The following is a 25,174-nucleotide window of genomic DNA, read 5'->3' on the forward strand; positions in this document are numbered from 1 at the left end:
TGTTTGCCGATTAAAGTATGAGCGATTTTCAGGTGCTTGCCAGGGCGGAGAGATAATGTCAGATAGCCGACAATGCGCGGGATAATGCTGCCGGATGTGGCGTGAATGCCTTCTCCGGCAGGTAAAAATGTTAAACGATGCGGCAGGCGTCGGCTTCCCAGCGATAACCGACACCGTAGACGGCGCGGATAAAAGACTGCTCTTCGTCCAGAGCTTCCAGCTTGCGACGCAGGTTTTTAATGTGGCTGTCGATGGTGCGGTCAGTTACTACGCGGTAGTCGTCATAAAGATGATTGAGCAATTGCTCGCGGGAGAACACTTTTCCTGGTTCATGAGAGAGTGTTTTCAGCAGACGAAATTCCGCAGGCGTCAGGTCAAGCATTTTACCGCGCCATGAAGCCTGAAAACGACCTTCGTCGATAATCAACGGGCTTTCGGCATCCTGTTGCTGCAACTCGCGCTGCGGTTTGCAACGGCGCAAAATGGTTTTGACGCGCGCTACCACTTCCCGTGGACTGTACGGCTTACAGATATAATCATCTGCGCCAATCTCCAGCCCGAGCAGGCGGTCGATCTCTTCGATTTTTGCTGTCACCATCACGATCGGAATGTCAGAAAAACGACGAATCTCCCGACACAACGTCAGGCCATCGGTGCCAGGGAGCATCAGATCCAACAGGATCAGATCCGGTGGTGTCTGGCGCACATACGGCAGTACCTGATCGCCGTGGCTGATAAGCGTCGGCGCATAGCTCGCAGCAAGCAGATAATCAATAAGCAACTGCCCCAGCTTCGGTTCATCTTCCACGATCAAAATACGTGGCGTGTTTTCGTCGATTGGTAACTCGGTCATACTTCTCTCTGTAAATCCCGTTCCAGCGGTAACTCTACTGTAATGCTTACCCCGCCAAAAGGCGAATGAGCGGCAACAATGCGACCATTATGTGCTTCAACAATGTTAAGACAAATCGCCAGCCCCAGGCCGGAACCGCCGCTGGCACGGTTGCGGGAACCTTCGGTGCGATAAAAACGCTCAAACAATTTTTGCAGTTGATCGTCACTAACGCCCGGTGCACTGTCGGCAAAGGTCAGACGCACCGTTTTGTCATGTTGCTCGGCAGAGATATGCAGGCTGCCGCCGCTGTCGGTATAGCGCAGGCTGTTTTCCAGTAAGTTATTGAACAACTGCATTAAACGATCGCGATCGCCAAATACGGTAATGCTGTCTGGCAGGGAAAATTGCAGTTTCAGCCCGCGGCTGGCGAAACGCTCACGAAATGCGCCACCCGCGACTTCCAGTAGCGGGATCAGATCCACCGACGATTTCTGGTAGGCGAGAGCGCCTTCATCAGACATCGACAATTGATGAAGATCATCCACCAGTTTGGTCAGTGTACCGACCTCTGCCTGTAAAGAAGCCACCGTCTCCGGGGTGAATTTACGCACGCCATCCTGAATAGCTTCCAGTTCGCCGCGCAGTACCGCTAAAGGTGTGCGCAGCTCGTGGGAGATATCGGCCATAAAATCGCGGCGCATCTGTTGGTTTTTCTCCAGCGTGCTGGCGAGCTGGTTGAAGTCTTGCGCCAGTTTGCCCAATTCATCTTCACTGGTGGGCGTCACGCGAGTAGTGAAATCGCCCGCTGCCAGTTTGTGTGTACCGTCCACCAGTCGTTTGACCGGAGCCAGCAAACCGCGCGCCAGTGGGAATGTCGCCAGCGCCGCTAACAAGGTAGATAAAGCGACAATCAGCCAACTGGTTTGCCTCTGTTGTCTGTCAAAATTGATATCGGTATTGCGGGTCAGTCGTTCAACAGGGGAGGCGATCACCGCACCCACTTCCGCCCCATTGACCATAATGGGCCGCCGTGTGCCGTCTGGTGGAATCGGTGCTCGCGGGCCAACCAGCACTTTGTTGTTTTGATCAACCACCCAGAATTGCGTGCGCCAACCGTGTGGCGGCATACCGGGGCCGGGCTTATCTTCGTTGTTATCATGCTCCAGCGAACGTAGGATCTGAAATACAAAGCGATCGTTATTACGCAGGAAGCGCCAGTTCCCGTGCTGGGCGTACTGCTCACCAAGCGCATCGCCGAGCATTTGCAGCCGTTGTTCATTACCATGCTTGATGTAATCGATAAAGCCGCGCTCAAAACTGATACGTACCGCCCAGTGCATCGTGATCAATAAGACAATGCAGGTGGCGAAAATCGCCAGAAACAGTTTGCCGGTAATACCGGGTCGCCAGAACTTCATTGCGCGCTCCTTTTTCGCCGTGAAATAGCGACATTTTGATGCGTATCGTTTGGCACTCTGGCAAAGACAAACGCCGGAAGGGCGATGATAAACGCCATGCTAAGCCAGGTGTACATAAAGACGGTTTGTGTGGTGCTGCTGTCTACGCTGACATGCTGTGAACCAAAAAGCCCCAGCAACAGCCCGGCGATGGTGACACCGATACTCATTGATAATTGCATAATCATCGACAGCAGGCTGTTGCCGCTGCTCGCCAGATTGTCTGGTAGATCTTTCAGCGTCAGGGTGTTCATGGAGGAGAAACGTGTCGAGTTGACCATTCCTTGTAAAAACAGGACGAACGGCAAAACGTAGTACCAGCCCAGCAGAGCGGTAGTCATAAACAGCAGGGTGACCAGCGACAGGCCCAGTGTGGTCGCCACCAGTACCCGACGGTAGCCAAAGCGATTCACCACCTGCACTACAATTCGCTTCATTCCCATGCTGCCGAGCACCATCGGGATCATCATCAGTCCGGCATGGAACGGCGAGAAACCGAGGCCAATCTGTAAGAAAACCGGTGTCATAAAGGGCAACATGCCACTGCCGATACGTCCGGCAAAGCTCCCCGCCAGGCCCAGCGAAAAGGTACGAGTGCGGAACAGTTTCAGACTGAACAGGGCGCGGTTGTTGTTTCTGGCGTGCAGCAGATAAAGCACCAGTGCCACCACGCCAATCGCTGCCAGTCCGGCAATCGCCAGCGGTGAAAGTCCCGTGCCTTTACTGCCATCCAGCGCCAGCGTTAATACCGCCATGCCGACCGCCAGCAACAAAAAACCGGAGAGATCGAAACGCCGCGTCTGCATGGTGTAGTTTGGCATTAACATCAGCGTGGCGATCGCACCGATAATCCCTACCGGAATGTTGATCAAAAAGATCCAGTGCCAGGACGCGTATTCCACCAGCAGGCCGCCGAGCGCCGGACCAAGCAGCGGACCGACTTGCCCGGGCAGCGTAACAAAGGTCATCGCCGCCATATATTGCTCGCGCGGTACAATTTTCATCACCGTCAACCTGCCGACCGGCACCATCATCGCGCCGCCAACGCCCTGTAACGCGCGTGCCAGCAACAGTTCGTTCAGCGTGCCGGAAAGCGCGCAAAACAGTGAACCGAGAGTAAACAGCACGATGGCGGTAAAGAAAATATTGCGCACGCCGACTTTGTCCGCCAGCCAGCCGCTGGCGGGCAGCATCACCGCCACGGTCAGTACATAAGAGACAATGACCATGTGCATATGCAACGGACTTTCCCCAAGGCTTTGCGCCATTGAGGGAAGGGCGGTGTTTACGATGGTGGTGTCCAGCGACTGCATAAAGAAGCCGAAAGCCACAATCCACAATTGCCAGCGGGTGCTGTCGGGAAGATCTGTCATTTACTCGGTTACCGTTTGTTTAGGTTTACGCGAAAAACGCAGCCGCAGACGGTCGAAGAAGAGATACACCACTGGCGTGGTATACAGCGTCAGGAGCTGGCTCATTACCAGACCGCCGACAATGGTGATCCCCAGGGGTTGGCGCAGCTCCGAGCCGTCACCGCCCGACAACACCAGTGGCAGCGCACCAAACAGCGCCGCCAGGGTAGTCATCATAATCGGGCGAAAACGCAGCAGACAGGCCTGGAAAATAGCTTCCTGCGGCGTCAGGTTACCGTGCCGTTGGGCTTCGAGCGCAAAATCGACCATCATAATGGCGTTTTTCTTCACGATGCCGATTAATAGCATGATCCCTATCAGGGCGATTAGGCTGAACGGGGCATTGAATAGCTCCAGCGCCAGCAGCGCCCCAACGCCCGCCGAGGGCAGGGTGGAGAGAATCGTCAGTGGATGCACGTAACTCTCGTAAAGGATACCCAGCACGATATACACCGTGGCGATGGCTGCGATAATCAGGATTACCTGCGAGTTCATCGTCTCCTGGAATACCTGCGCTGTTCCGGCAAAACTGCCACGCACCGTCGAAGGCACACCAAGCTGGGTCATTGCGCGGTCGATCGCCGCACTGGCGTCCGAGAGCGATTTCCCGGTCGGCAGGTTAAACGAGATGGTCGAGGCCGCCGATAATCCCTGATGATTCACCGACAGCGGGGCATTCGCCGGTTGCCATTTAGCGAAATATGACAGAGGGATCGCTTTTCCTTCGTTATTAATGACGAACATTTTTTCCAGTGCACTGATGTCCTGGGTATAGCGCGGATCCACTTCCATCACCACTTTATACTGGTTCATCGGCTGGTAAATGGTCGAGATTTGCCGCTGCCCGAAGGCGTTATTCAACAGGCTGTTGGCGGCCTGCACGTCGATTCCCAGTCGTGCCATAGTGTCGCGGTCGTAAACCAGATTCATCTCCGCGCCGTTATCCTGCTGGTCGGAATTCACGTCCGCCAGTTCCGGTAACGTTGCCAGTTTTTTGCGGATTTTCGGCTCCCATTCGCGCAGCGCCGCCAGGTCGTCGGATAACAACGTGTACTGATAGCTGGCGTTCGACTGACGTCCGCCAACGCGAATATCCTGTACCGCCATCAGGAACAGATTCGCCCCCGGTTCTTTCGCCAGCTTCACCCGCAGACGGTCGATAATTTGCTGCGCCGTTTCGCTGCGCTCGTCGCGTGGTTTGAGAGTGATAAACATCATCCCACTGTTCACCCGCGAGCCACCGGTAAAGCCGGTGACATTATCCACTGCCGGATCGTCACGGATAATTTTCATAAAATCCTGCAACTTACCGCGCATCGCCTGAAACGAAATACTCTGATCCGCCTGTATCCCGCCCATCAACACGCCGGTGTCCTGCTCCGGGAAGAAGGTTTTCGGGATCGAGATATACAGCCAGATATTCAAAGCAATGGTGCCAAGCAGCACCACGCCCACCAGACGGGTATGATTGAGCACCCATTTCAGCGACTTGCCGTAGCCTTGTTGCAGAGCAACCAACATGCGACCAAAACCACGCAGTCGCTTTTGCTCGCGCGGCTTGCTGGCTTTTAGCATCCAGCCGCACATCATCGGCGTTAACGTCAGAGAAACCAGCAACGAAATACCAATGGCGACAGAAAGCGTCACGGCAAATTCGCGTAACAGGCGTCCTGGCAATCCGCCCATCAGCAGCAGCGGCAGGAACACCGCCACCAGTGACAGACTCATCGACAGCACTGTAAAGCCGACTTCGCGGGTACCTTGCAGTGCGGCTTGCAACGGTTTCATTCCCGCTTCCAGATGACGGGCAATGTTTTCCAGCACCACGATGGCGTCATCCACCACAAAGCCTGTAGCGATGGTCAGCGCCATTAACGAAAGATTATTGAGACTGAAACCACACAGATACATCGCCGCAAACGTACCAATCAGCGAAACCGGCACCGCAACGGCGGGAATAATGGTGGCGCGACCCGAGCGCAGGAATAAAAACACCACCAGAATTACCAGCGCCACCGAGATAATCAGCGTTTGCTCGACTTCTTCCAGCGAGGCGCGAATGGTGGGAGAACGATCCTGGGCAATTTGCAGATCAATCGCCGCCGGAATGGTCTCCTGTAGCTCCGGTAATTTCGCCCGGATGCTGTCTACCGTCTGGATAATATTGGCTTCCGGCAGTTTGCGGATCATCAACAAAATAGCCGGTTTAGCGTTGGTCATCCCGGCGTTGCGCACATCCTGCACTGAGTCGGTCACCGTCGCTACATCGCCCAGACGAACCGCGCCGCCGTTGTTGTAATGAATAATCAGCGGCTGATATTCAGCGGCGGTTTTCAGTTCATCGTTAGTCTGGATCTGCCAGCGGTGAGTGCCATCTTCCAGCGCCCCCTGCGGTTTACGCACGTTGGCATTGCTGATGGCAGTGCGCACATCGTCCAGCGAGACGCCCTGATTAAACAGCGCCTGCGGATTCAGCCCGACGCGCACGGCGGGCAGTGAGCTGCCGCCAACATCGACATCACCGACACCGTCGATTTGCGAAATCGTCGGAGCCAACTGCGTCGAGGCAAAATCGTACAGTTCACCCTGCGAATAAGTATCGGATGTCAGCGTGAGGATCATAATTGGCGCATCCGACGGGTTCGCTTTGCGATAGGTCGGACGGCTGGGCATCCCACTGGGCAGCAAACTTTGTGCAGCGTTGATCGCCGCCTGCACATCGCGCGCTGCGCCGTTGATATCCCGATCAAAATCAAACTGCAAAATAATACGCGTGCTGCCGAGCGAACTGCTGGAGGTCATTTCACTGACCCCGGCGATGCGCCCAAGTGAGCGCTCCAGCGGCGTGGCGACGGAAGACGCCATTGTCTCCGGTGATGCACCGGGCAGCGAGGCGCTGACCATAATCACCGGAAAATCGACCTGCGGCAGCGGGGCGACCGGCAGCATACGGAAACCCAGTATGCCGCACAGGGTAATGGCGACCGACAGTAAAATCGTCGCCACCGGGCGGTAAATGAAGAGGGCAAAAAACTTCACTTACGCCTCCTCTTCATGACGGACAAAGCGACTTTTGGTCCACAATGCCAGGCGGTCGAACAGCAGATAAATCACCGGCGTGGTGAACAGCGTCAGCACCTGGCTAACAATCAGGCCGCCGACCATGCCGATGCCTAACGGACGACGTAGTTCCGCGCCGACTCCGGTGCTCAACATCAGCGGCAGCGCGCCAAGCAGTGCCGCCAGAGTGGTCATCAGGATCGGACGAAAACGCAGCAAACAGGCCTGGTAAATTGCATCGCGCGGCGACATGCCTTGCTCGCGCTCGGCAGCCAGCGCGAAGTCGATCATCATGATGGCGTTTTTCTTCACAATACCGATCAGCAAAATAATGCCGATGATGGCGATCACATCCAGTTCGCTACCGGCAATCAGCAACGCCAGCAGTGCGCCAACACCTGCCGTTGGCAACGTCGAGAGAATGGTGATCGGGTGAATAAAGCTCTCGTACAGAATGCCGAGCACGATGTACATCGCCACCACTGCCGCGACAATCAGCCAGACAGTGCTGCCCAATGCCGACTGGAAGGCGAGGGTGCTACCCTGGAACTGCGTGGTGATATCCACCGGCAGATTCAGCGTCTTTTCGGTGTCCATAATCGCCTGCACCGCATCGCCCAGCGAATAGTTATCTGGCACGTTAAAGGAGATGGTCGTTACCGGGAACTGATCCAGATGGTTGATGGAGAGCGGCGCAAAACGCTGCTCAATTTTGGCAATTGAGCTTAACGGCACCACGCCACCGTCGCTGCTGGTCAGGCGAATGGTATCCAGCGCCGCAAGCCCTGGGGTATTTTCGGTATTGTGCTCCAGCACCACGCGATACTGGTTAGCCTGAGTATAAATGGTGGAAATCAGTCGCTGACCAAACGCGTTGTACAGGGCGTTATCGACGTCCGCCATGCTGATCCCCAGACGGCTGGCGCTGTCGCGATCAACATTGACATACGCCACCAGCCCTTTGTCCTGCCAGTCACTGGAGACATCAGAAAGCTGTGGCAGCTGCTGGAGTTTTTCCACGAGTTGCGGCACCCAGGTGCTGAGCGCATCCAGCGATGTGGCCTGCAAGGTAAACTGGTACTGGGTGCGGCTGACCTGAGTATCGATAGTCAGATCCTGCGTTGGTTGAAGGAAGAGATCGACACCCGGCACTTTATCGACCGCCGATTGTAGACGGGAGATAACTTTTTGCACCCGGTCATCACGTTCATCCAGCGGTTTGAGGTTGATTTGTAAACGCGCACTGTTCAGTGATGGGTTAGTGCCATCAACGCCAACAAATGAGGTCAGACTTTGCACTGCCGGATCCTGCAAAATCACATCCGCGACCTGGCGTTGCCGCTGGGCCATATTGGCAAAGGAGCTGGACTGCGGTGCCTGCAAAGTGCCCTGAATAATGCCGTTGTCCTGTACAGGGAAGAAACCTTTCGGAATGAACACCCATAAGAGAACGCTCAGCAGCAGCGTGCTGAGCGCTACGCTTAAAGTCAGCCACGGATGATTCAGCACTTTCGTAAGTCCACGACCATAGGCGGCAATTATCCTGTCGAACATTTTTTCCGAGGCCCGGGAGAAGCGGTTCTGTTTACGCAGCGACTCCTGGCTGAGCATCCGCGCGCACATCATCGGTGTCAGGGTCAGAGACACCACGGCTGAGATCAAAATCGCGACGGCCAGAGTAATAGCAAATTCGCGGAACAGTCGCCCGACGATATCGCCCATAAACAGCAGTGGGATCAACACCGCAATCAGTGAGAAGGTCAGCGAGATAATGGTAAAGCCGATTTCACCCGCGCCCTTGAGCGCCGCCGCCAACGGTTTTTCGCCTTTTTCGATATAGCGGGAAATGTTTTCGATCACCACGATGGCGTCATCGACCACGAATCCGGTGGCGATAGTTAACGCCATCAGCGTCAGGTTATTGATTGAAAAATCGAGAAACACCATAACCGCAAAGGTGCCAATTAACGACAGCGGCACGGCGACACCAGGAATGATAGTCGCCGGAATATTGCGCAAAAACAGGTAGATAATCATGACTACCAGCGCGATAGCCATCATCAATTCAAACTGGGTATCGTTGACCGATGCGCGGATATTGGTAGTGCGATCGGAAAGTACCGTCACTTTTACCGATTTCGGCAGACTCTCGGTGAGCTGTGGCAGCATCTGCCGGATGCTGTCGGCGGTGGAGATAATGTTAGCACCAGGCTGGCGCTGAACATTCATCACAATGGCCTGTTCTTTGTTCGCCCATGCGCCAAGCCAACTGTTTTCTGCGCCTTGTTCAACGGTTGCGACATCACCAAGACGAATCGGCGCGCCGTTCTGGTAGGCAATAATTAGCTGGCGATACTCTTCGGCGGATTGCATCTGGTCGTTCGCGGAAAGGGTGACCGCGCGGGAAGGGCCGTCGAGGCTACCTTTAGCCGAGTTAACGTTAGCACCGGTAATGGCGGTGCGCACGGTTTCGCTGGTCAGGCCGAGGGCGGCAATCGCCTGGGCGTTAAGTTTGACGCGAACAGCCGGACGCTGACCGCCGGAAAGCGTCACCAGCCCGACGCCGGAAATCTGCGAGATCTTCTGCGCGACGCGGGTTTCCACCATATCTTCCACTTGCGTCATCGGCATGGCGGTTGATGTGACGGCAAGCGTCATGATCGGCGGATCTGCCGGATTCACTTTGCTGTATACCGGAGGGTTAGGCAGATCGCTCGGCAACAGGTTAGTGGCGGCGTTAATCGCGGCCTGCACTTCCTGCTCGGCGACATCCAGCGGTAATGTTAGCTGGAACTGCAAAGTGATAACTGACGCGCCGCCGGAACTTTGCGACGACATCTGTTTCAGGCCGGACATCTGCCCGAACTGGCGTTCGAGCGGTGCGGTAACGGCAGAGGTCATGACATCCGGGCTGGCGCCAGGGTAGAGCGTGACCACCTGAATGGTCGGATAGTCCACTTCCGGTAGCGCCGAAACGGGCAGGGCGCGATATCCGATAATCCCGGCGAGTAAGATCGCCACCATCAGCAGCGTGGTGGCAACAGGACGCATAATAAACAGGCGCGACGGACCGCCTGTGCTGCTCGGGGGTAACACCTGCATCAGGAACGCGCTCCTTTTTTCGCGTATTCGCGGCTGGTGGCTTTCTCTTCCGGTGCAGTGGCGCTCTGAGCTTCCACCACTTCCACTTTCGCCCCTTCAGTCAGGCGATCAATGCCGTCTGTCACTACGCGATCGCCCGCGGAAATCCCCGCGCGGATCACCACTTTCTGACTGTCCTGAATACCCGGCGTCACCAGATGTTTGCTGACTTTGTTTTCGCTATTCAGTACCCAGACAAAATGGCCTTCGTTGCCCATTTGTAGGGCGGCGGTGGGGATCACCACGGCATTTTGTTCGGTGTCGACTAACATACGCGCGTTAACAAACTGATTGGGAAACAGCGCATCATCCTGATTATTAAAGCGTGCTTTCACTTTAATCGTACCGGTAGTGGCATCGATTTGGTTATCGAGACTTAACAGCGTGCCTTCACTTAATTTCTTCGAGTTGGTGCGATCCCAGGCTTCAACCACCAACGGTTTTCCGGCTTTTTGCGCCTGTACTACGGTAGTGATATCGCTTTCCGGCAGGGTAAAGAGCAAATCGATAGGATGCGTCTGGGTGATCACCACAATCCCGGTGGTATCACCACTGGAGATTTGGTTACCAACATCAACCTGCTTGAGACCAACGCGACCATCGACTGGTGCGGTGATGCGGCTCCAGTCGAGTTGCAGCTGCGCACTGGCGACGCTCGCTTCATCAGCCTTAATGGTACCTTCGGTTTCACTGACCAGCGCCTGTTGGGCATCCAGTTCCTGACGGGAGACGAGATTGGTTTTTGCCAGTTGCTGATAACGCGCTAAATCACGGCGGGCGTTGGCTAGTGTGGCTTTATCTTTTGCCAGTTGCCCCTGAGCTTGTGCTAATGCAACTTTGAACTGGCTGGGGTCAATTTCTGCCAGTAAATCGCCTGCTTTGACCTGCTGACCCTCCTGGAAATGTAATGCCATCAGTTGACCATCTACGCGACTGCGCACCGTAACGGTGTTAGCAGCGGTAATCGTACCAAGCCCGGAGAGGTAACGCGGAACCGCCTGTTCCACGGCAGTTGCTGCCTGAACCGGGGCCAATGGGCCGGAACGCATACCACGGCGGCCACCGGCTGGCGACTGCTGTGCTTGCTTCGTCGCACCTGGCGCTGCGCTCTGGGATTCATTGCGGCCTTGCCAGAACCAGAAAGCGGCGATGGCGGCGATAACCACCACGATTACGATTACCCAACGGGATTTATAACTGCCTTTCATCGTTAAGAGTTTCTCTTCCTGAAACGTTTCGCGGAATGATACTAGTGTAGCCAGCCAATAAGGGAGAAAAATGGAGGAATTATGAAACACTGTCGGGAATCGTCTGAATGACGGGCACTTTTGCGAGCACGCATCCAGTAATAACACAGGAAACTATTTTATCTACGCGTTAGCGATAGACTGCATTAAGGGCAAAAGGAGGTAGGCCGACGATTTCAGCGGGACGCTGAAACGGGAAAGCCCCTCCCGAGGAAGGGGCCTTAAATAAGGAAAGGGTCATGATGAAGATACTCATCATCGTGGTGCTCTTAGTCGTTAGCTACCCAGCTTACTAAGACTACCAGGGCGGGGGAAACCCCGCTCTACCCTCACTCCTGAAAATATGCCTTCACGGTCAGAATGTCAATCCGCAGGCTTTGCAGTCTGCGATCCTGCTAGCAAATATTCTTTGCGAGTCGTTACGCAATAATCACAGATGAAACTATTTTATCTACGCGTTAGCGATAGACTGCATTCAGGGCGAAAGGAGGTAAGCCGACGATTTCAGTGGGACGCTGAAACGGGAAAGCCCCTCCCGAGGAAGGGGCCTTAAATAAGGAAAGGGTCATGATGAAGATACTCATCATCGTGGTGCTCTTAGTCATTAGCTTACCGGCTTACTAAGACTACCAGGGCGGGGGAAACCCCGCTCTACCCTCACTCCTGAAAGTATGCCTTCACAATCAGATTGTCAATCCGCAGGCTTTGTAGTCTGCGATCCTGCCAGCAAATATTCTTTGCGAGACGTTACGCAATAATCACATGTGAAACTATTTTATCTGCAAGTTAGCGATAGACTGCTTGCATGGCGAAAGGAGGTAGGCCGCCGATTTCAGCGGGACGCTGAAACGGGAAAGCCCCTCCCGAGGAAGGGGCCTTAAATAAGGAAAGGGTCATGATGAAGCTACTCATCATCGTGGTGCTCTTAGTTATTAGCTGGCCAGCTTACTAAGACTACCAGGGCGGGGGAAACCCCCATAAGCGCTAACTTAAGGGTTGTGGTATTACGCCTGATATGATTTAACGTGCCGATGAATTACTCTCACGATAACTGGTCAGCAATTCTGGCCCATATTGGTAAGCCCGAAGAACTGGATACTTCGGCACGTAATGCCGGGGCTCTAACCCGCCGCCGCGAAATTCGTGATGCTGCAACTCTGCTACGTCTGGGGCTGGCTTACGGCCCCGGGGGGATGTCATTACGTGAAGTCACTGCATGGGCTCAGCTCCATGACGTTGCAACATTATCTGACGTGGCTCTCCTGAAGCGGCTGCGGAATGCCGCCGACTGGTTTGGCATACTTGCCGCACAAACACTTGCTGTACGCGCCGCAGTTACGGGTTGTACAAGCGGAAAGAGATTGCGTCTTGTCGATGGAACAGCAATCAGTGCGCCCGGGGGCGGCAGCGCTGAATGGCGACTACATATGGGATATGATCCTCATACCTGTCAGTTCACTGATTTTGAGCTAACCGACAGCAGAGACGCTGAACGGCTGGACCGATTTGCGCAAACGGCAGACGAGATACGCATTGCTGACCGGGGATTCGGTTCGCGTCCCGAATGTATCCGCTCACTTGCTTTTGGAGAAGCTGATTATATCGTCCGGGTTCACTGGCGAGGATTGCGCTGGTTAACTGCAGAAGGAATGCGCTTTGACATGATGGGTTTTCTGCGCGGGCTGGATTGCGGTAAGAACGGTGAAACCACTGTAATGATAGGCAATTCAGGTAATAAAAAAGCCGGAGCTCCCTTTCCGGCACGTCTCATTGCCGTATCACTTCCTCCCGAAAAAGCATTAATCAGTAAAACCCGACTGCTCAGCGAGAATCGTCGAAAAGGACGAGTAGTTCAGGCGGAAACGCTGGAAGCAGCGGGCCATGTGCTATTGCTAACATCATTACCGGAAGATGAATATTCAGCAGAGCAAGTGGCTGATTGTTACCGTCTGCGATGGCAAATTGAACTGGCTTTTAAGCGGCTCAAAAGTTTGCTGCACCTGGATGCTTTGCGTGCAAAGGAACCTGAACTCGCGAAAGCGTGGATATTTGCTAATCTACTCGCCGCATTTTTAATTGACGACATAATCCAGCCATCGCTGGATTTCCCCCCCAGAAGTGCCGGATCCGAAAAGAAGAACTAACTCGTTGTGGAGAATAACAAAAATGGTCATCTGGAGCTTACAGGTGGCCATTCGTGGGACAGTATCCCTGACAGCCTACAAAACGCAATTGAAGAACGCGAGGCATCGTCTTAACGAGGCACCGAGGCGTCGCATTCTTCAGATGGTTCAACCCTTAAGTTAGCGCTTATGGGGAAACCCCGCTCTACCCTCACTCCTGAAGTTATGTTACTCCACCCTTATTGTCAATCTGTAAGTCCACGTTCTTGCGGAGCGAATAGCAAAACCCTCTGTGCTTATGGGCCGAATTCTGAAAGTTGCTTTGCCTGCTCTTATTTCATTATTGCAGTCGGTATGATACCGGACCTCAATAATTCTCTAAGAAAGGATTTCTTATGAGCGAACAAATCACGTTTGCCACCAGCGATTTTGCCAGTAACCCGGAACCACGTTGCCCCTGCATTTTGCTGTTGGATGTTTCTGGTTCGATGAGTGGTAGACCTATTAATGAACTTAACGCCGGATTGGTTACCTTTCGCGATGAGCTGCTTGCCGATTCGCTGGCCTTAAAAAGAGTGGAACTCGGTATTGTGACGTTCGGCCCGGTGCATGTGGAACAACCATTTACCAGCGCCGCTAATTTTTTCCCGCCCATCCTGTTTGCCCAGGGCGATACACCAATGGGGGCCGCCATTACCAAAGCCCTGGATATGGTTGAGGAGCGCAAACGTGAGTATCGAGCCAATGGTATTTCCTATTATCGTCCGTGGATTTTCCTGATTACCGATGGCGCACCAACCGATGAGTGGCAGGCTGCTGCCAACAAGGTGTTTCAGGGGGAAGAAGATAAGAAGTTTGCCTTCTTTTCCATCGGTGTTCAGGGGGCGGATATGAAGACGCTGGCCCAAATCAGCGTTCGTCAGCCTTTGCCTCTTCAAGGATTACAATTCCGCGAACTGTTTAGCTGGTTATCCAGTTCGCTGCGTTCGGTTTCCCGCTCCACGCCGGGAACGGAAGTTGTACTGGAAGCGCCAAAAGGCTGGACGTCAGTGTGAGCTGGCGTCTGGTTTATGCATCAGCCGTTGGAACGTCGCACATCAGCGCTGACTTGTCTTGCCAGGATGCCTGCCAGATGCAGGTTGCCTGGCTAGAAGACCAGCAGCCATTATTGTCGGTATTTGTCGCTGATGGCGCAGGCAGCGTCTCGCAGGGAGGCGAAGGTGCGAAGCTTGCCGTCAATGAAGCGATGGCTTATATATCGCAAAAAGTGCAGGGTGGGGAATTGGAGCTTAATGATGTCCTCGCCACGGATATTGTACTGACTATTCGTCAGCGACTTTTTGCCGAGGCAGAGGCCAAAGAATTAGCGGTTCGTGATTTTGCCTGCACATTTCTGGGACTGATTTCATCACCTAACGGCACATTGATTATGCAGATTGGCGATGGTGGCGTGGTGGTAGATTTGGGTCACGGTCTGCAATTGCCGCTCACGCCGATGGTGGGTGAATATGCCAACATGACGCATTTCATTACCGATGAAGATGCCGTTTCCAGACTGGAAACTTTCACCAGCACTGAGCGTGCGCATAGAGTTGCAGCATTTACGGATGGTATTCAGAGACTGGCGTTAAATATGCTGGATAATTCTCCGCATGTGCCTTTCTTTACCCCGTTTTTCAATGGACTGGCGTCAGCAACGCAGGAACAACTCGATTTATTACCTGAATTGTTAAAGCAGTTTTTGTCCAGCCCAGCGGTAAACGAGCGTACCGATGATGATAAAACGTTAGCACTGGCTATGTGGACAGAATGAACATCGCATGGCGGTTGAAGACAACGGTTCAACCGCCAGTTTAAGCAATCAATATAATGGCTGGCTAGCGAACTAATTTTGCTCTTAGCTCGTCGGCTTCTTCTTTTGGATAGGTGACCAATAAAGGATCAATGGTATAACCACCGTAAATTTTATCCCCGCGCGTATACATCCAGTCTGAAATATCTTCTTTCTTGATTTTCCACTCCTGGCCATATTCTACGTTTGTAACAATACCAGGGTCATTGCTTATTATACCAATAAACATGCCGTTAGAATAAGTGACATCCGTGAGCCAGAAATGCTCGGTTTCTCCGCGATCGGTTATCGGGGCTTTGACTGCGAAAGTATCAGCATCTTTTTTATTCATAACTTCGATGAATTGATCGGTTTCTTTCCGCGCATGTTGAATGGCGTCAGACATCGCCTTTTTATCATAACCTCCTGTCACTAACGTATCCGAAATCTCACAATAGCTTGCGGTAGTAAAAAATAGCAGACTCAACATAAGTAATATCTTTTTCATTTTTTCTCCAGAATCCCTGTGTAGTAAAAGTTAGCAAAAAACCTGTGGAAGTGAATCATTATCAGGTTGGAATTGAATTGTATCCTGATGAAATTGCATTATCATTTTTATTCTTGAGTGGGACTCTTCCAATATAGAAATAATTATAATGGACAGTGTTATTATTCATAGAAATATAATATAACTGCCCTTGAAACATTATGAAGACAAATATAAAAGTATTTACATCGACAGGTGAATTGACCACTCTCGGGCGTGAACTGGGCAAAGGCGGCGAAGGCGCGGTTTATGATATCGAGGAGTTTGTCGATAGCGTTGCCAAGATTTATCACACGCCGCCACCCGCCTTAAAACAGGACAAACTTGCCTTTATGGCTGCGACAGCTGACGCGCAGTTGCTGAATTATGTCGCCTGGCCGCAGGCAACGCTTCATAGTGGACGAGGTGGGAAGGTTATCGGTTTTATGATGCCGAAGGTTTCAGGTAAAGAACCAATTCATATGATCTATAGCCCGGCACATCGTCGTCAGAGTTACCCTCATTGCGCGTGGGATTTTCTACTCTATGTTGCGCGCAATATTGCTTCATCTTTTGCTACGGTTCACGAGCACGGGCACGTCGTGGGCGACGTAAACCAGAACAGCTTTATGGTAGGCCGCGACAGCAAAGTGGTGTTGATCGATAGTGACTCCTTTCAGATTAACGCCAATGGCACACTGCATTTATGCGAAGTCGGCGTGTCGCATTTTACGCCGCCAGAGCTGCAAACCTTGTCGTCATTTGTTGGCTTTGAACGCACAGAAAATCACGATAATTTTGGCCTTGCATTGCTGATTTTTCACGTCTTGTTTGGTGGGCGGCATCCTTATTCTGGTGTGCCGCTTATCTCTGATGCGGGTAATGCGCTGGAGACGGATATTGCCCATTTTCGTTATGCCTACGCGTCAGACAATCAGAGACGTGGTTTAAAACCGCCGCCACGATCTATTCCGCTGTCGATGTTACCGGGCGATGTTGAAGCCATGTTTCAGCAGGCATTCACGGAAAGTGGCGTGGCAACTGGGCGTCCGACGGCAAAAGCGTGGGTTGCGGCACTTGATTTACTACGCCAACAGTTAAAGAAATGTACCGTTTCGGCAATGCATGTTTACCCTGGTCATTTAACCGACTGCCCGTGGTGTACACTGGATAATCAAGGCGTTATCTATTTTATTGATCTTGGCGAAGAGGTGATTACCACCGTCGGTGATTTTGTGCTGGCGAAAGTCTGGGCGATGGTGATGGCGTCAGTAGCACCGCCAGCACTACAGTTACCATTACCCGATCATTTCCAACCAGCTGGCAGGCCGCTTCCTTTAGGCCTGTTACGGCGTGAATACATTATTCTGATTGAGATCACACTGTCAGCGTTATCGCTGTTGCTTTGCGGTCTTCAGGCAGAACCGCGTTATATTATTTTGGTGCCTGTGCTGGCGGCTATCTGGATTATTGGCAGCCTGACAAGCAAAGCGTACAAAGCAGAAATCCAGCAACGCCGTGAGGCGTTTAATCGCGCAAAAATGGACTATGACCATTTAGTCAGCCAGATCCAACAGTTGGGCGGGCTGGAAGGTTTTATCGCCAAACGGACGATGCTCGAAAAAATGAAGGACGAAATTCTTGGTTTACCGGAAGAAGAAAAGCGCGATCTGGCAGCACTTCAGGACAACGCAAGGGAACGGCAGAAGCAGAAGTTTCTGGAGGGATTTTTTATTGATGTTGCCTCTATTCCCGGCGTTGGCCCTGCGCGTAAAGCGGCGTTACGGTCCTTTGGTATTGAAACGGCGGCAGACGTTACCCGACGGAGCGTTAAGCAAGTTAAAGGTTTTGGTGATCATCTGACCCAGGCGGTTATCGACTGGAAAGCGAGTTGCGAACGCCGTTTTGTGTTCAGGCCGAATGAAGCGATAACGCCAGCAGACAGACAAGCGGTAATGGCGAAAATGACCGCCAAACGACATCGGCTGGAATCGGCGTTGACTGTCGGTGCGACAGAGTTGCAGCGATTCCGCCTTCATGCTCCAGCACGGACCATGCCGTTGATGGAACCATTACGTCAGGCAGCGGAGAAACTGGCTCAGGCTCAGGCTGATTTAAGCCGCTGCTGAGCCATTTTTCAATTAACGAAACACCACTTCTGCCCAACGTGCCAGCCCGGCGGTAACCGACCCAAAGTCATCGCCGCCTGCAATCGGAATGCCCGGCAACTGTTCTGCCAGCGCTTTTTTAATCAGCGGCGATCGGGCGCTACCACCAGTCAGATAGATGACATCCGGTTTTTCCTGGGCGTTATCCAGCGCCAGTTGCACCTGTTCCAGAATTCGCGCCAGCGGCTGACTGAGGGCGTTTTCCAGCCCTTGTTGGCTAATCAGCGTTGCCAGTTCATCGCTGATAAATGGCAGCGATGCGCGGGTTTCCGCTGCGCTGGAAAGGGCGATTTTGCTCTCTTCCGCGCTGCGTACCAGCCGATAACTTAAACGCTGACGCCAGACTTTCTGTAACAGGGACACTTTCTCCGGTTCGCGGGCGTCGCGTACCAGGTCGTTAAGCAGACGACCGTTAGCACTACTGTAGAAATCACTCTGCGCTGGTACATCGTTGATGGCAACCGCATTCCACCACGGCAGGATCGGCAGGGCGATGCCTTTTTCAGTTTCGCCACCCATGCCCAGTAATGGCATCAGATTTTTAAACGCCAGTGCGATATCCAGATCGTTACCGCCAATACGGCAACCACTGTGACCCAGCAGGCTGGCTTCACGATCGAGGCGCGAACGCCACTGTGGCCCCATTAGCAGTAAAGAACAGTCAGTCGTACCACCACCAATATCTACCACCAGCACCCGTTTTTCTTCCTGCAAGGTGGCTTCGTAATCCAGCCCAGCCGCCACCGGCTCGTACTGGAATACCACATCCTTAAACCCGGCACGCTTTGCTGCGCGCTCCAGAATCCCTTGTGCCTGGGCGTTTGCTTCATCGCCGCCCAGCCCCTGGAAGTTGATCGGGCGACCAATCACCGCCTGGGTAATCGCTTCTGGCAATTGCGCCTGCGCCTGTTGGCGAATATGCAGCATCATTGCGCAGACCAGATCCTCAAACAGCGCCACCTGCTGCGGTTTTAAGCCGCTGGCACCGAGGAACGATTTTGGTGATTTCACAAACCACACTTCTTCCGGATCATCAATGTACTGCGCCAGTGAGGAAAGACCGAACTGCACGCTTTTCGCCGTGACATCGATATCTTCTTCGCGGTTATAACGAATCGCCCGACGTAACAGCGCCTGCGTTTCATTGTCGTCTGCCGGAACATCATGATGGCGGTACAGCCATTCGCTTACCGCTTCACGCGTTGGCGCGCAAAGCATTGAAGGCAGCAGCGTGCTGTCGTTTTCCATTTTTAGCAAATGCGGTTTACCGTCACGCATGACCGCCACTGAACAGTTTGCTGTACCGTAATCAAAACCAATAAACACGAAATAATCCCCATGCCGGTGAAGAAGGGGCGTGACTTTAGCGAAATGTTGCCGTCGCGACAACCGGAATATGAAAGCAAAGCGCAGCGTCTGAATAACGTTTATGCTGAAAGCGGATAAACAAGGAGAAGCGATGTATACCCTGAACTGGCAGCCGCCATATGACTGGTCGTGGATGTTGGGATTTCTCGCCGCCCGTGCGGTGAGCGGTGTTGAAACGGTTGCGGACGATTATTATGCCCGTAGTCTGGCGGTGGGCGAATATCGCGGCGTGGTGACTGCTATTCCGGATATAGCCAGCCTTACTCTGCACATAAATTTAAGTGCAGGTTTAGAACCTGTTGCCGCTGAGTGTCTGGTGAAAATGAGCCGCCTGTTTGATCTGCAATGTAACCCGCAGATTGTTAATGGGGCGTTGGGCGAATTAGGCGCAGCGCGGCCCGGATTGCGTTTACCTGGTTGTGTTGATGCTTTTGAGCAGGGCGTGCGGGCGATTTTAGGCCAACTGGTGAGCGTGGCGATGGCGGCAAAATTGACCGCCAGAGTGGCACAGCTTTATGGCGAACGGCTGGATGATTTTCCTGATTATGTCTGCTTCCCCACGCCTCAGCGGCTGGCTGCAGCCGACCCGCAGGCATTAAAAGCGTTAGGTATGCCGTTGAAACGGGCAGAGGCACTGATTCATCTGGCAAATGCGGCGCTGGAGGGCACCTTACCAATGACAATACCGAGCGACGTAGAACAAGCGATGAAAACGCTGCAAACTTTTCCGGGTATCGGGCGCTGGACGGCGAATTATTTCGCCTTACGTGGTTGGCAGGCGAAAGATGTTTTCCTGCCGGATGATTATCTGATTAAACAGCGATTTCCGGGAATGACACCGGCACAAATCCGCCGTTATGCCGAACGCTGGAAGCCCTGGCGTTCTTATGCGCTGTTGCATATCTGGTATACGGAAGGCTGGCAACCAGACGAAGCATGACGTTGGTCGCCGGATGCGGTGCGAGCGCCTTATCCGGCCTGGGGAATGAGCGATTTGTAGGCATGATAAGACGCGTTAGCGTCGCATCAGGCAATGGGCAAACGCTCCCTCAGTTAATCGCGAAATAACTGCTATTCACCAGCAAATCCAGCGGTTGGGCATCGGCAATCACATCGCCATAAATCAGATCGACGCCGATGCCAGAAAGCGTATCCATCACTAAGGGTAAAACAACTGGCCCGGCGATAGTCTTCACCCCGAGTCGCTGAGCGTGCCCCTGAATAATCGTAATCAGCATCTCATCCATCAAATTACCCTGCACGCTGGCGCATAGCTCACCGTCAAGTAGCAGGTAATCTGCCATATTCGCTTTCAGCGTGTTGAAAATTTGCAGATCGCGACCCACCTGGCTGAGTACGATCCTGCAACCGGCCAGCCGCAGTTTTTGCACGCTTTCTGCGTGATCGATAACCGCTTCTGCCGGAATAATCAGATGTAATAACCGTGGTGGTAGAGGGCTATTTTCCAGCTGCTCAAGCAGTTCATTCACCAGCGAGGCGCTACTCAAACCGGCAACAGAAAGGGGGAGGGCGATGCTTAAGCCTTTACTGGCAATCGCTTTTGCGGTCTGCTGGAAAAATTCATGGAGTACCCGGCGGTCAAGAGCATGGTTAAGCGCCGCATCACCGAAGCTACGACGAAATGTTTGTTCATCAAAAATCTCGCCTTCGCAACCCCAGAGTTTTAGTGATATCAACCACAAATTACGCGCTTCCGGGATCCGTGGCGAAGCGACGCCGTGGGCGATCATCATCAACTGATTCTCTTTAATCATCCGCCACTGTTCATCAATCGACATCGCCGCCCGTTCGATATGTGCGTCAGCTTGCTGCGGTTCGTAAACTGTCACCCGGCCGCGGCCACCATTTTTGGAGGCATAACAGGCGATGTCAGCCTGCGACATCACTTCAACCGCCTGATGATTGTTGTCATCAATCAAGGTAATCCCGGCACTGGCACCTACCCGATGTACACGTCCTTCCCATATAAAGTGATAGTCATTCACGGCGCTGATAATGCGTGTAGCGATAAAACGCGCACTTTCGACATTACAATCTGGCAGCAGCAGACCAAATTCATCGCCACCGAGTCGCGCCAGCACGTCGCTGGAGCGCAGCATACTCAGCATCAATGACGCCAGTTCGCGCAACAAAGCGTCGCCAGCGGCGTGTCCGGCGCTGTCATTCACCGCTTTAAAGCGATCAAGATCGATAAACACCAGGGCATGTCGCTGATGTGTACTGTTTACCGTTTGCAGCAGGATGCGTAGTTGCTTCTCAAAACTGGCGCGATTGGCGAGATGCGTCAGTGCATCATGGGAGGCGCTGTAGCTCAGCTGGCGCAGCATTTTGCGTGATTCGGTGACGTCCTGAATCACCAGAACCGAGCCTATATTGCTGCCGTCCAGAGTACTTAACGGCGTAATACTGTAATGCACGTCGTAGCTGCCGCCGCTCCGGCAGTGCAACACCACATCTTGTTCAATCGCAGAACGTGAGGTGTCGGCACTGTAAATGTTCTCCATTAATGGCCCGTTGTCGCCAAAAGTAATATGCAACACCGTCAGGAGCGGAACACCTAACGCTTCTTCCTGCGTCCAGCCGCTCATCTTCTCCGCCACCGGATTCATAAAGGTAATTTTCATCGCCATGTCAATACAGACCACGGCTTCGCCGATGGAATCCAGCGTAATGTGCAGGCGCTCTTTTTCCTGAAACAATGCCTCGTTAAGCTGTTTCACTTCGGTCATATCCATATTAATGCCGAGCAGGCGTTCGACTTCGCCTTCTTTATTCAGTACCCGGTTGGCGAGGGCGCGGATATGGCGAATACCGTCTTTCACGGTAATGCGAAATTCCAGTTTAAAGGGAGAGCGCGATTGCAATGAATCGCGAATCACTTTTTCGGCGTGCTGGCGATCTTCCGGCAGCACGCACTCGTACCACACCTGCCAGTTCGGTTTGATATGCGGAGGAATTTCATACAGCTCGAACATCCGCTTATCCCAGCTAAAAATATTCGGCTTTAGCTCCCACTCCCAGATGCCAATCCCGCCCGCTTCGTTAGCCAGCGTGATGCGCTCCATCAGTTGCTGGTTCACCTGTTCGGTGCGTTTTAGCTCGTTAATGTCTTCAATCTGAGCGATAAAATAGAGCGGCGTACCATCGGTGTGGCGCACTAGTGAGACGGCAAGCAACGCCCAGACAACATCGCCATTGCGGTTGTAGTAGCGTTTTTCCATTGAATAGGTGTTTATTTCACCGCTTATCAGCTTTTCAACCTGTTGCAGATCTTTATTGAGATCCTCCGGCCAGGTCAGTTGCTGAAAGGTAAGTCCGCGCAGTTCTTCCTGACTGTAACCGAGAAACTGGCAGAGCGCTTTGTTGGATTGCAGCCATTGCCCCTCGGTGCCCACTAATGCCATGCCGATGGCGGAATATTCCATCGCGTTCCGAAAGCGGGTTTCGCTTTCGGAAATGTGTTTGCGTTCCGCACGAAAGGCATACATCACCATCGTCATGATGTTGGCGGGCAGCAGGATCAGCAAAAACGGTAGCCACGGCATATGGCTCATCAGGTATGTACGCGGCGTAGCAAGCAGGGAGGGATCAGCGGCCATCATCAGTGACACCATCATCACCGTGGTAAGGAAGATCAAAAAGGCTTCCATTCGTGGCAGGCGCACGGCGCTCCACATCAACAGCACAATAATGAAAGTAAAAGGCCACGGCAGATACAGCATCGAAAGCCAGCTTAACGTCAGTGTGATGGCTAACGTGAGCAGCGACTCAAAAAGCAACCTTGGGTTGCGATGGCGCAGCAGATAGTGTGGTTTAAATAACAATCCCAGCGGCACCAGTGCCAGGGCGCCGATGGATTCTGACAGTACCCATATCAAAAATGCCCTGAGAGGATCGTCTCCGGGCGTCAGCAGGACAACCAGAACACCCCCTAACAGAGGTGGAACAATGGCGCTGCCGAATGCCAGACGCAGCCAGTCAGCCAGATTTTGCAATGGGTTATACCACGGCAGCAATTTACGCAGTAGCACTGCCCCGACCACGGCTTCAACAATATTGATGGTCGTCCAGGTCATGTTCAGCGAGCTGGTGGAAAAAAGCAGGATGGATGCGGCGATATTTCCCAGCGAGCAGCTCAGCGCTATTCCCGGCCACATGCGCCCGGCATGGCGATAAAACGCCACCATCATGATGGACGTCGGGAACCACAGTGGGGCGAGTTGGGTGCCAAACTGCGAAAGCTCAAGCGAGAAAAGGGTAAAGATAAACGAGACTAAACCTAAACTGACCAGGTGAAGCAGCGGGTGGGGCAGGGCAATTAATACATGCTGTGATTGTTTGCTCATTACCGCTTTATCCGCAAGGCCTGGTCGCCAGTATTCGTTTCTGTGTTTATGCTAGTACAAAAGTTTTACATTTTATATGCGAATTGCTCATAAAGTGACGTAAAGGCGGATAATTTGCGCAACTGCGTATAACATTTTTTACCTTGTATAAAACTGATCAACGTAATTTGCCACCGGGAATTATTCGTCAACAATTAACTCTGAGCGCGCGGCAACGCTATTCGACTGGTATCAGGCGGATGAAATCCCTATAATTGCCGCGTTTGGCGCTTCGTCGCCCCCTTCCTAACATCCAGGTTAATCAGGTCGCTAAATATATGACTGATCAGTCTCATCAGTGCGTCATTATCGGTATCGCTGGCGCATCGGCTTCCGGCAAGAGTCTTATTGCCAGTACCCTTTATCGTGAATTACGTGAGCAAGTCGGTGATGAACACATCGGCGTAATTCCCGAAGACTGCTATTACAAAGATCAAAGCCATCTGTCGATGGAAGAACGTGTTAAGACCAACTACGACCATCCCAGCGCGATGGATCACAGCCTGCTGCTTGAGCATTTACAAGCATTGAAACGCGGCTCGGCAATTGACCTGCCGGTTTACAGCTATGTTGAACATACGCGTATGAAAGAAACGGTAAAGGTTGAGCCGAAGAAGGTCATCATTCTCGAAGGCATTTTGCTGCTGACGGATGCGCGTTTGCGTGATGAACTTAACTTCTCAATTTTCGTTGATACCCCGCTGGATATCTGCTTGATGCGCCGCATCAAGCGTGATGTTAACGAGCGTGGGCGTTCAATGGATTCCGTGATGGCGCAATATCAAAAAACTGTGCGCCCGATGTTCCTGCAATTCATTGAGCCTTCTAAACAATATGCGGACATTATCGTGCCGCGCGGCGGGAAAAACCGCATCGCCATCGATATATTGAAAGCGAAAATAAGTCAGTTCTTTGAATAAGCTTGATAAATTGTGTACCGTTCAGTGATAACCTGGTATGCCCTTGACGTAATTGGCGTTAAGGGAGTGATGCGCGAAAGGAGAAAATGCCATGCGTCTGTGTGACCGAGATATTGAAGCCTGGCTTGATGAAGGCCGTTTGTCGATCAACCCACGTCCGCCAGTGGAGCGTATTAATGGCGCGACGGTGGATGTGCGCCTGGGCAATAAATTTCGTACCTTCCGTGGTCACACGGCAGCGTTTATCGATCTGAGCGGTCCCAAAGATGAAGTGAGCGCCGCGCTTGACCGCGTGATGAGCGATGAGATCGTACTCGATGAAAGCGAGGCGTTTTATCTTCACCCAGGAGAGCTGGCGCTGGCGGTGACGCTGGAGTCGGTGACGCTGCCAGCCGATCTGGTGGGATGGCTGGACGGTCGTTCCTCACTGGCGCGTCTGGGGCTTATGGTGCACGTCACCGCGCACCGTATCGATCCGGGCTGGTCTGGCTGCATTGTGCTGGAGTTCTACAACTCCGGTAAGCTGCCGCTGGCGCTGCGTCCGGGCATGTTAATTGGTGCGCTGAGCTTTGAGCCGCTTTCCGGCCCGGCGGCGCGACCTTACAACCGCCGTGAAGATGCGAAATATCGCAACCAGCAGGGCGCGGTAGCCAGCCGAATCGATAAAGACTAATTCAGGC

General features: G+C 52.9%; 19 protein-coding genes. 10 read left to right on the forward strand and 9 right to left on the reverse strand.

Annotated elements, in window-relative coordinates:
* Window positions 1-130: 130 nt before the first annotated feature.
* The 6 genes from baeR to mdtA are packed head-to-tail and all read right to left on the reverse strand — an operon-like array spanning window position 131 to window position 11,113.
* The gene (gene baeR, locus AABJ99_RS08865) at window positions 131-853 is read right to left on the reverse strand and encodes a two-component system response regulator BaeR (RefSeq protein ID WP_039021729.1); all 723 of its coding nucleotides are present in this window, start codon (window positions 851-853) and stop codon (window positions 131-133) included.
* Window positions 850-2,253 (reverse strand): two-component system sensor histidine kinase BaeS, encoded by a 1,404-nt coding sequence (baeS, locus tag AABJ99_RS08870; RefSeq protein ID WP_000675173.1) that lies wholly within the window; start codon window positions 2,251-2,253, stop codon window positions 850-852. Before baeS ends, baeR begins: the two co-directional genes overlap by 4 nt.
* Window positions 2,250-3,665: an MFS transporter gene (gene mdtD, locus AABJ99_RS08875; RefSeq protein WP_176263271.1), complete on the reverse strand. Its 1,416-nt coding sequence runs from the start codon at window positions 3,663-3,665 to the stop codon at window positions 2,250-2,252. The genes baeS and mdtD overlap by 4 nt, the downstream gene beginning before the upstream one ends.
* Entirely contained in the window at window positions 3,666-6,743 is a 3,078-nt protein-coding gene (gene mdtC, locus AABJ99_RS08880; protein WP_000667531.1) for a multidrug efflux RND transporter permease subunit MdtC, read from the reverse strand.
* The gene (mdtB, locus tag AABJ99_RS08885) at window positions 6,744-9,866 is read right to left on the reverse strand and encodes a multidrug efflux RND transporter permease subunit MdtB (protein ID WP_039021727.1); all 3,123 of its coding nucleotides are present in this window, start codon (window positions 9,864-9,866) and stop codon (window positions 6,744-6,746) included. It abuts the gene before it with no gap.
* Window positions 9,866-11,113 carry a multidrug efflux RND transporter subunit MdtA gene (mdtA, locus tag AABJ99_RS08890; protein ID WP_039021726.1) on the reverse strand — a complete coding sequence of 416 codons (1,248 nt, stop codon included), beginning with the start codon at window positions 11,111-11,113 and terminating at the stop codon, window positions 9,866-9,868. Before mdtA ends, mdtB begins: the two co-directional genes overlap by 1 nt.
* Window positions 11,114-11,391: 278 nt before the next feature.
* Here mdtA and AABJ99_RS08895 point away from each other — a divergent pair, with 278 nt between their 5' ends.
* The 6 genes from AABJ99_RS08895 to pphC all read left to right on the forward strand — a co-directional run bounded on the left by AABJ99_RS08895 (window position 11,392) and on the right by pphC (window position 15,088).
* Window positions 11,392-11,448: a type I toxin-antitoxin system Ibs family toxin gene (locus AABJ99_RS08895; protein WP_100249771.1), complete on the forward strand. Its 57-nt coding sequence runs from the start codon at window positions 11,392-11,394 to the stop codon at window positions 11,446-11,448.
* A 271-nt stretch (window positions 11,449-11,719) separates the two neighbouring features.
* A complete protein-coding gene (locus AABJ99_RS08900; RefSeq protein ID WP_100733667.1) occupies window positions 11,720-11,776 on the forward strand; it encodes a type I toxin-antitoxin system Ibs family toxin in 57 nt (18 codons plus the stop codon).
* Between the two features lie 271 nt (window positions 11,777-12,047).
* Window positions 12,048-12,104, forward strand: coding sequence for a type I toxin-antitoxin system Ibs family toxin (locus AABJ99_RS08905; RefSeq protein WP_100249772.1), 57 nt, complete (start codon window positions 12,048-12,050; stop codon window positions 12,102-12,104).
* Between the two features lie 79 nt (window positions 12,105-12,183).
* A complete protein-coding gene (locus tag AABJ99_RS08910; protein ID WP_001300563.1) occupies window positions 12,184-13,296 on the forward strand; it encodes an IS4-like element IS421 family transposase in 1,113 nt (370 codons plus the stop codon).
* Between the two features lie 374 nt (window positions 13,297-13,670).
* Complete coding sequence (gene yegL, locus AABJ99_RS08915) at window positions 13,671-14,330, forward strand: vWA domain-containing protein (RefSeq protein WP_000003187.1); 660 nt, start codon at window positions 13,671-13,673, stop codon at window positions 14,328-14,330.
* On the forward strand, window positions 14,327-15,088 hold the full coding sequence (gene pphC, locus AABJ99_RS08920) for a PP2C family serine/threonine-protein phosphatase (RefSeq protein WP_039021725.1): 762 nt from the start codon (window positions 14,327-14,329) through the stop codon (window positions 15,086-15,088). Before yegL ends, pphC begins: the two co-directional genes overlap by 4 nt.
* Window positions 15,089-15,152: 64 nt before the next feature.
* On the opposite strand, the gene yegJ is transcribed toward pphC, so the two are convergent.
* The gene (yegJ, locus tag AABJ99_RS08925) at window positions 15,153-15,614 is read right to left on the reverse strand and encodes a YegJ family protein (protein ID WP_032303327.1); all 462 of its coding nucleotides are present in this window, start codon (window positions 15,612-15,614) and stop codon (window positions 15,153-15,155) included.
* Between the two features lie 200 nt (window positions 15,615-15,814).
* Here yegJ and yegI point away from each other — a divergent pair, with 200 nt between their 5' ends.
* Complete coding sequence (gene yegI / locus AABJ99_RS08930) at window positions 15,815-17,761, forward strand: protein kinase YegI (RefSeq protein ID WP_039021724.1); 1,947 nt, start codon at window positions 15,815-15,817, stop codon at window positions 17,759-17,761.
* 12 nt (window positions 17,762-17,773) lie between these two features.
* Here the strand turns inward: yegI and yegD are convergent, their stop codons facing one another.
* Window positions 17,774-19,126, reverse strand: a complete 1,353-nt coding sequence (gene yegD / locus AABJ99_RS08935) for a molecular chaperone (RefSeq protein WP_039021723.1) — start codon at window positions 19,124-19,126, stop codon at window positions 17,774-17,776.
* 133 nt (window positions 19,127-19,259) lie between these two features.
* Here yegD and alkA point away from each other — a divergent pair, with 133 nt between their 5' ends.
* Entirely contained in the window at window positions 19,260-20,108 is an 849-nt protein-coding gene (gene alkA, locus AABJ99_RS08940) for a DNA-3-methyladenine glycosylase 2 (protein ID WP_039021722.1), read from the forward strand.
* 109 nt (window positions 20,109-20,217) lie between these two features.
* Here alkA and dgcE read toward each other — a convergent pair whose 3' ends face one another.
* The gene (dgcE, locus tag AABJ99_RS08945; RefSeq protein WP_039021721.1) at window positions 20,218-23,535 is read right to left on the reverse strand and encodes a diguanylate cyclase; all 3,318 of its coding nucleotides are present in this window, start codon (window positions 23,533-23,535) and stop codon (window positions 20,218-20,220) included.
* A 317-nt stretch (window positions 23,536-23,852) separates the two neighbouring features.
* On the opposite strand from dgcE, the gene udk reads away from it, so the two are divergent.
* Both udk and dcd read left to right on the forward strand, forming a co-directional pair.
* Window positions 23,853-24,494, forward strand: coding sequence for a uridine kinase (gene udk / locus AABJ99_RS08950; RefSeq protein ID WP_000132077.1), 642 nt, complete (start codon window positions 23,853-23,855; stop codon window positions 24,492-24,494).
* Window positions 24,495-24,585: 91 nt separating this feature from the next.
* Entirely contained in the window at window positions 24,586-25,167 is a 582-nt protein-coding gene (gene dcd / locus AABJ99_RS08955; protein WP_001234777.1) for a dCTP deaminase, read from the forward strand.
* Window positions 25,168-25,174 lie beyond the last annotated feature (7 nt).

This window comes from Escherichia coli, from assembly GCF_036503815.1.
GTDB lineage: Bacteria > Pseudomonadota > Gammaproteobacteria > Enterobacterales > Enterobacteriaceae > Escherichia > Escherichia coli_F.

What these genes read in the sequence shown, in the direction of transcription:
- baeR (WP_039021729.1), bottom strand. Translation starts at nt 853, where the DNA reads ATGACCGAGTTACCAATCGACGAAAACACGCCACGTATTTTGATCGTG.
- baeS (WP_000675173.1), bottom strand. Translation starts at nt 2,253, where the DNA reads ATGAAGTTCTGGCGACCCGGTATTACCGGCAAACTGTTTCTGGCGATT.
- mdtD (WP_176263271.1), bottom strand. Translation starts at nt 3,665, where the DNA reads ATGACAGATCTTCCCGACAGCACCCGCTGGCAATTGTGGATTGTGGCT.
- mdtB (WP_039021727.1), bottom strand. Translation starts at nt 9,866, where the DNA reads ATGCAGGTGTTACCCCCGAGCAGCACAGGCGGTCCGTCGCGCCTGTTT.
- mdtA (WP_039021726.1), bottom strand. Translation starts at nt 11,113, where the DNA reads ATGAAAGGCAGTTATAAATCCCGTTGGGTAATCGTAATCGTGGTGGTT.
- AABJ99_RS08910 (WP_001300563.1), top strand. Translation starts at nt 12,184, where the DNA reads ATGAATTACTCTCACGATAACTGGTCAGCAATTCTGGCCCATATTGGT.
- yegL (WP_000003187.1), top strand. Translation starts at nt 13,671, where the DNA reads ATGAGCGAACAAATCACGTTTGCCACCAGCGATTTTGCCAGTAACCCG.
- yegJ (WP_032303327.1), bottom strand. Translation starts at nt 15,614, where the DNA reads ATGAAAAAGATATTACTTATGTTGAGTCTGCTATTTTTTACTACCGCA.
- yegI (WP_039021724.1), top strand. Translation starts at nt 15,815, where the DNA reads ATGAAGACAAATATAAAAGTATTTACATCGACAGGTGAATTGACCACT.
- alkA (WP_039021722.1), top strand. Translation starts at nt 19,260, where the DNA reads ATGTATACCCTGAACTGGCAGCCGCCATATGACTGGTCGTGGATGTTG.
- dgcE (WP_039021721.1), bottom strand. Translation starts at nt 23,535, where the DNA reads ATGAGCAAACAATCACAGCATGTATTAATTGCCCTGCCCCACCCGCTG.
- udk (WP_000132077.1), top strand. Translation starts at nt 23,853, where the DNA reads ATGACTGATCAGTCTCATCAGTGCGTCATTATCGGTATCGCTGGCGCA.
- dcd (WP_001234777.1), top strand. Translation starts at nt 24,586, where the DNA reads ATGCGTCTGTGTGACCGAGATATTGAAGCCTGGCTTGATGAAGGCCGT.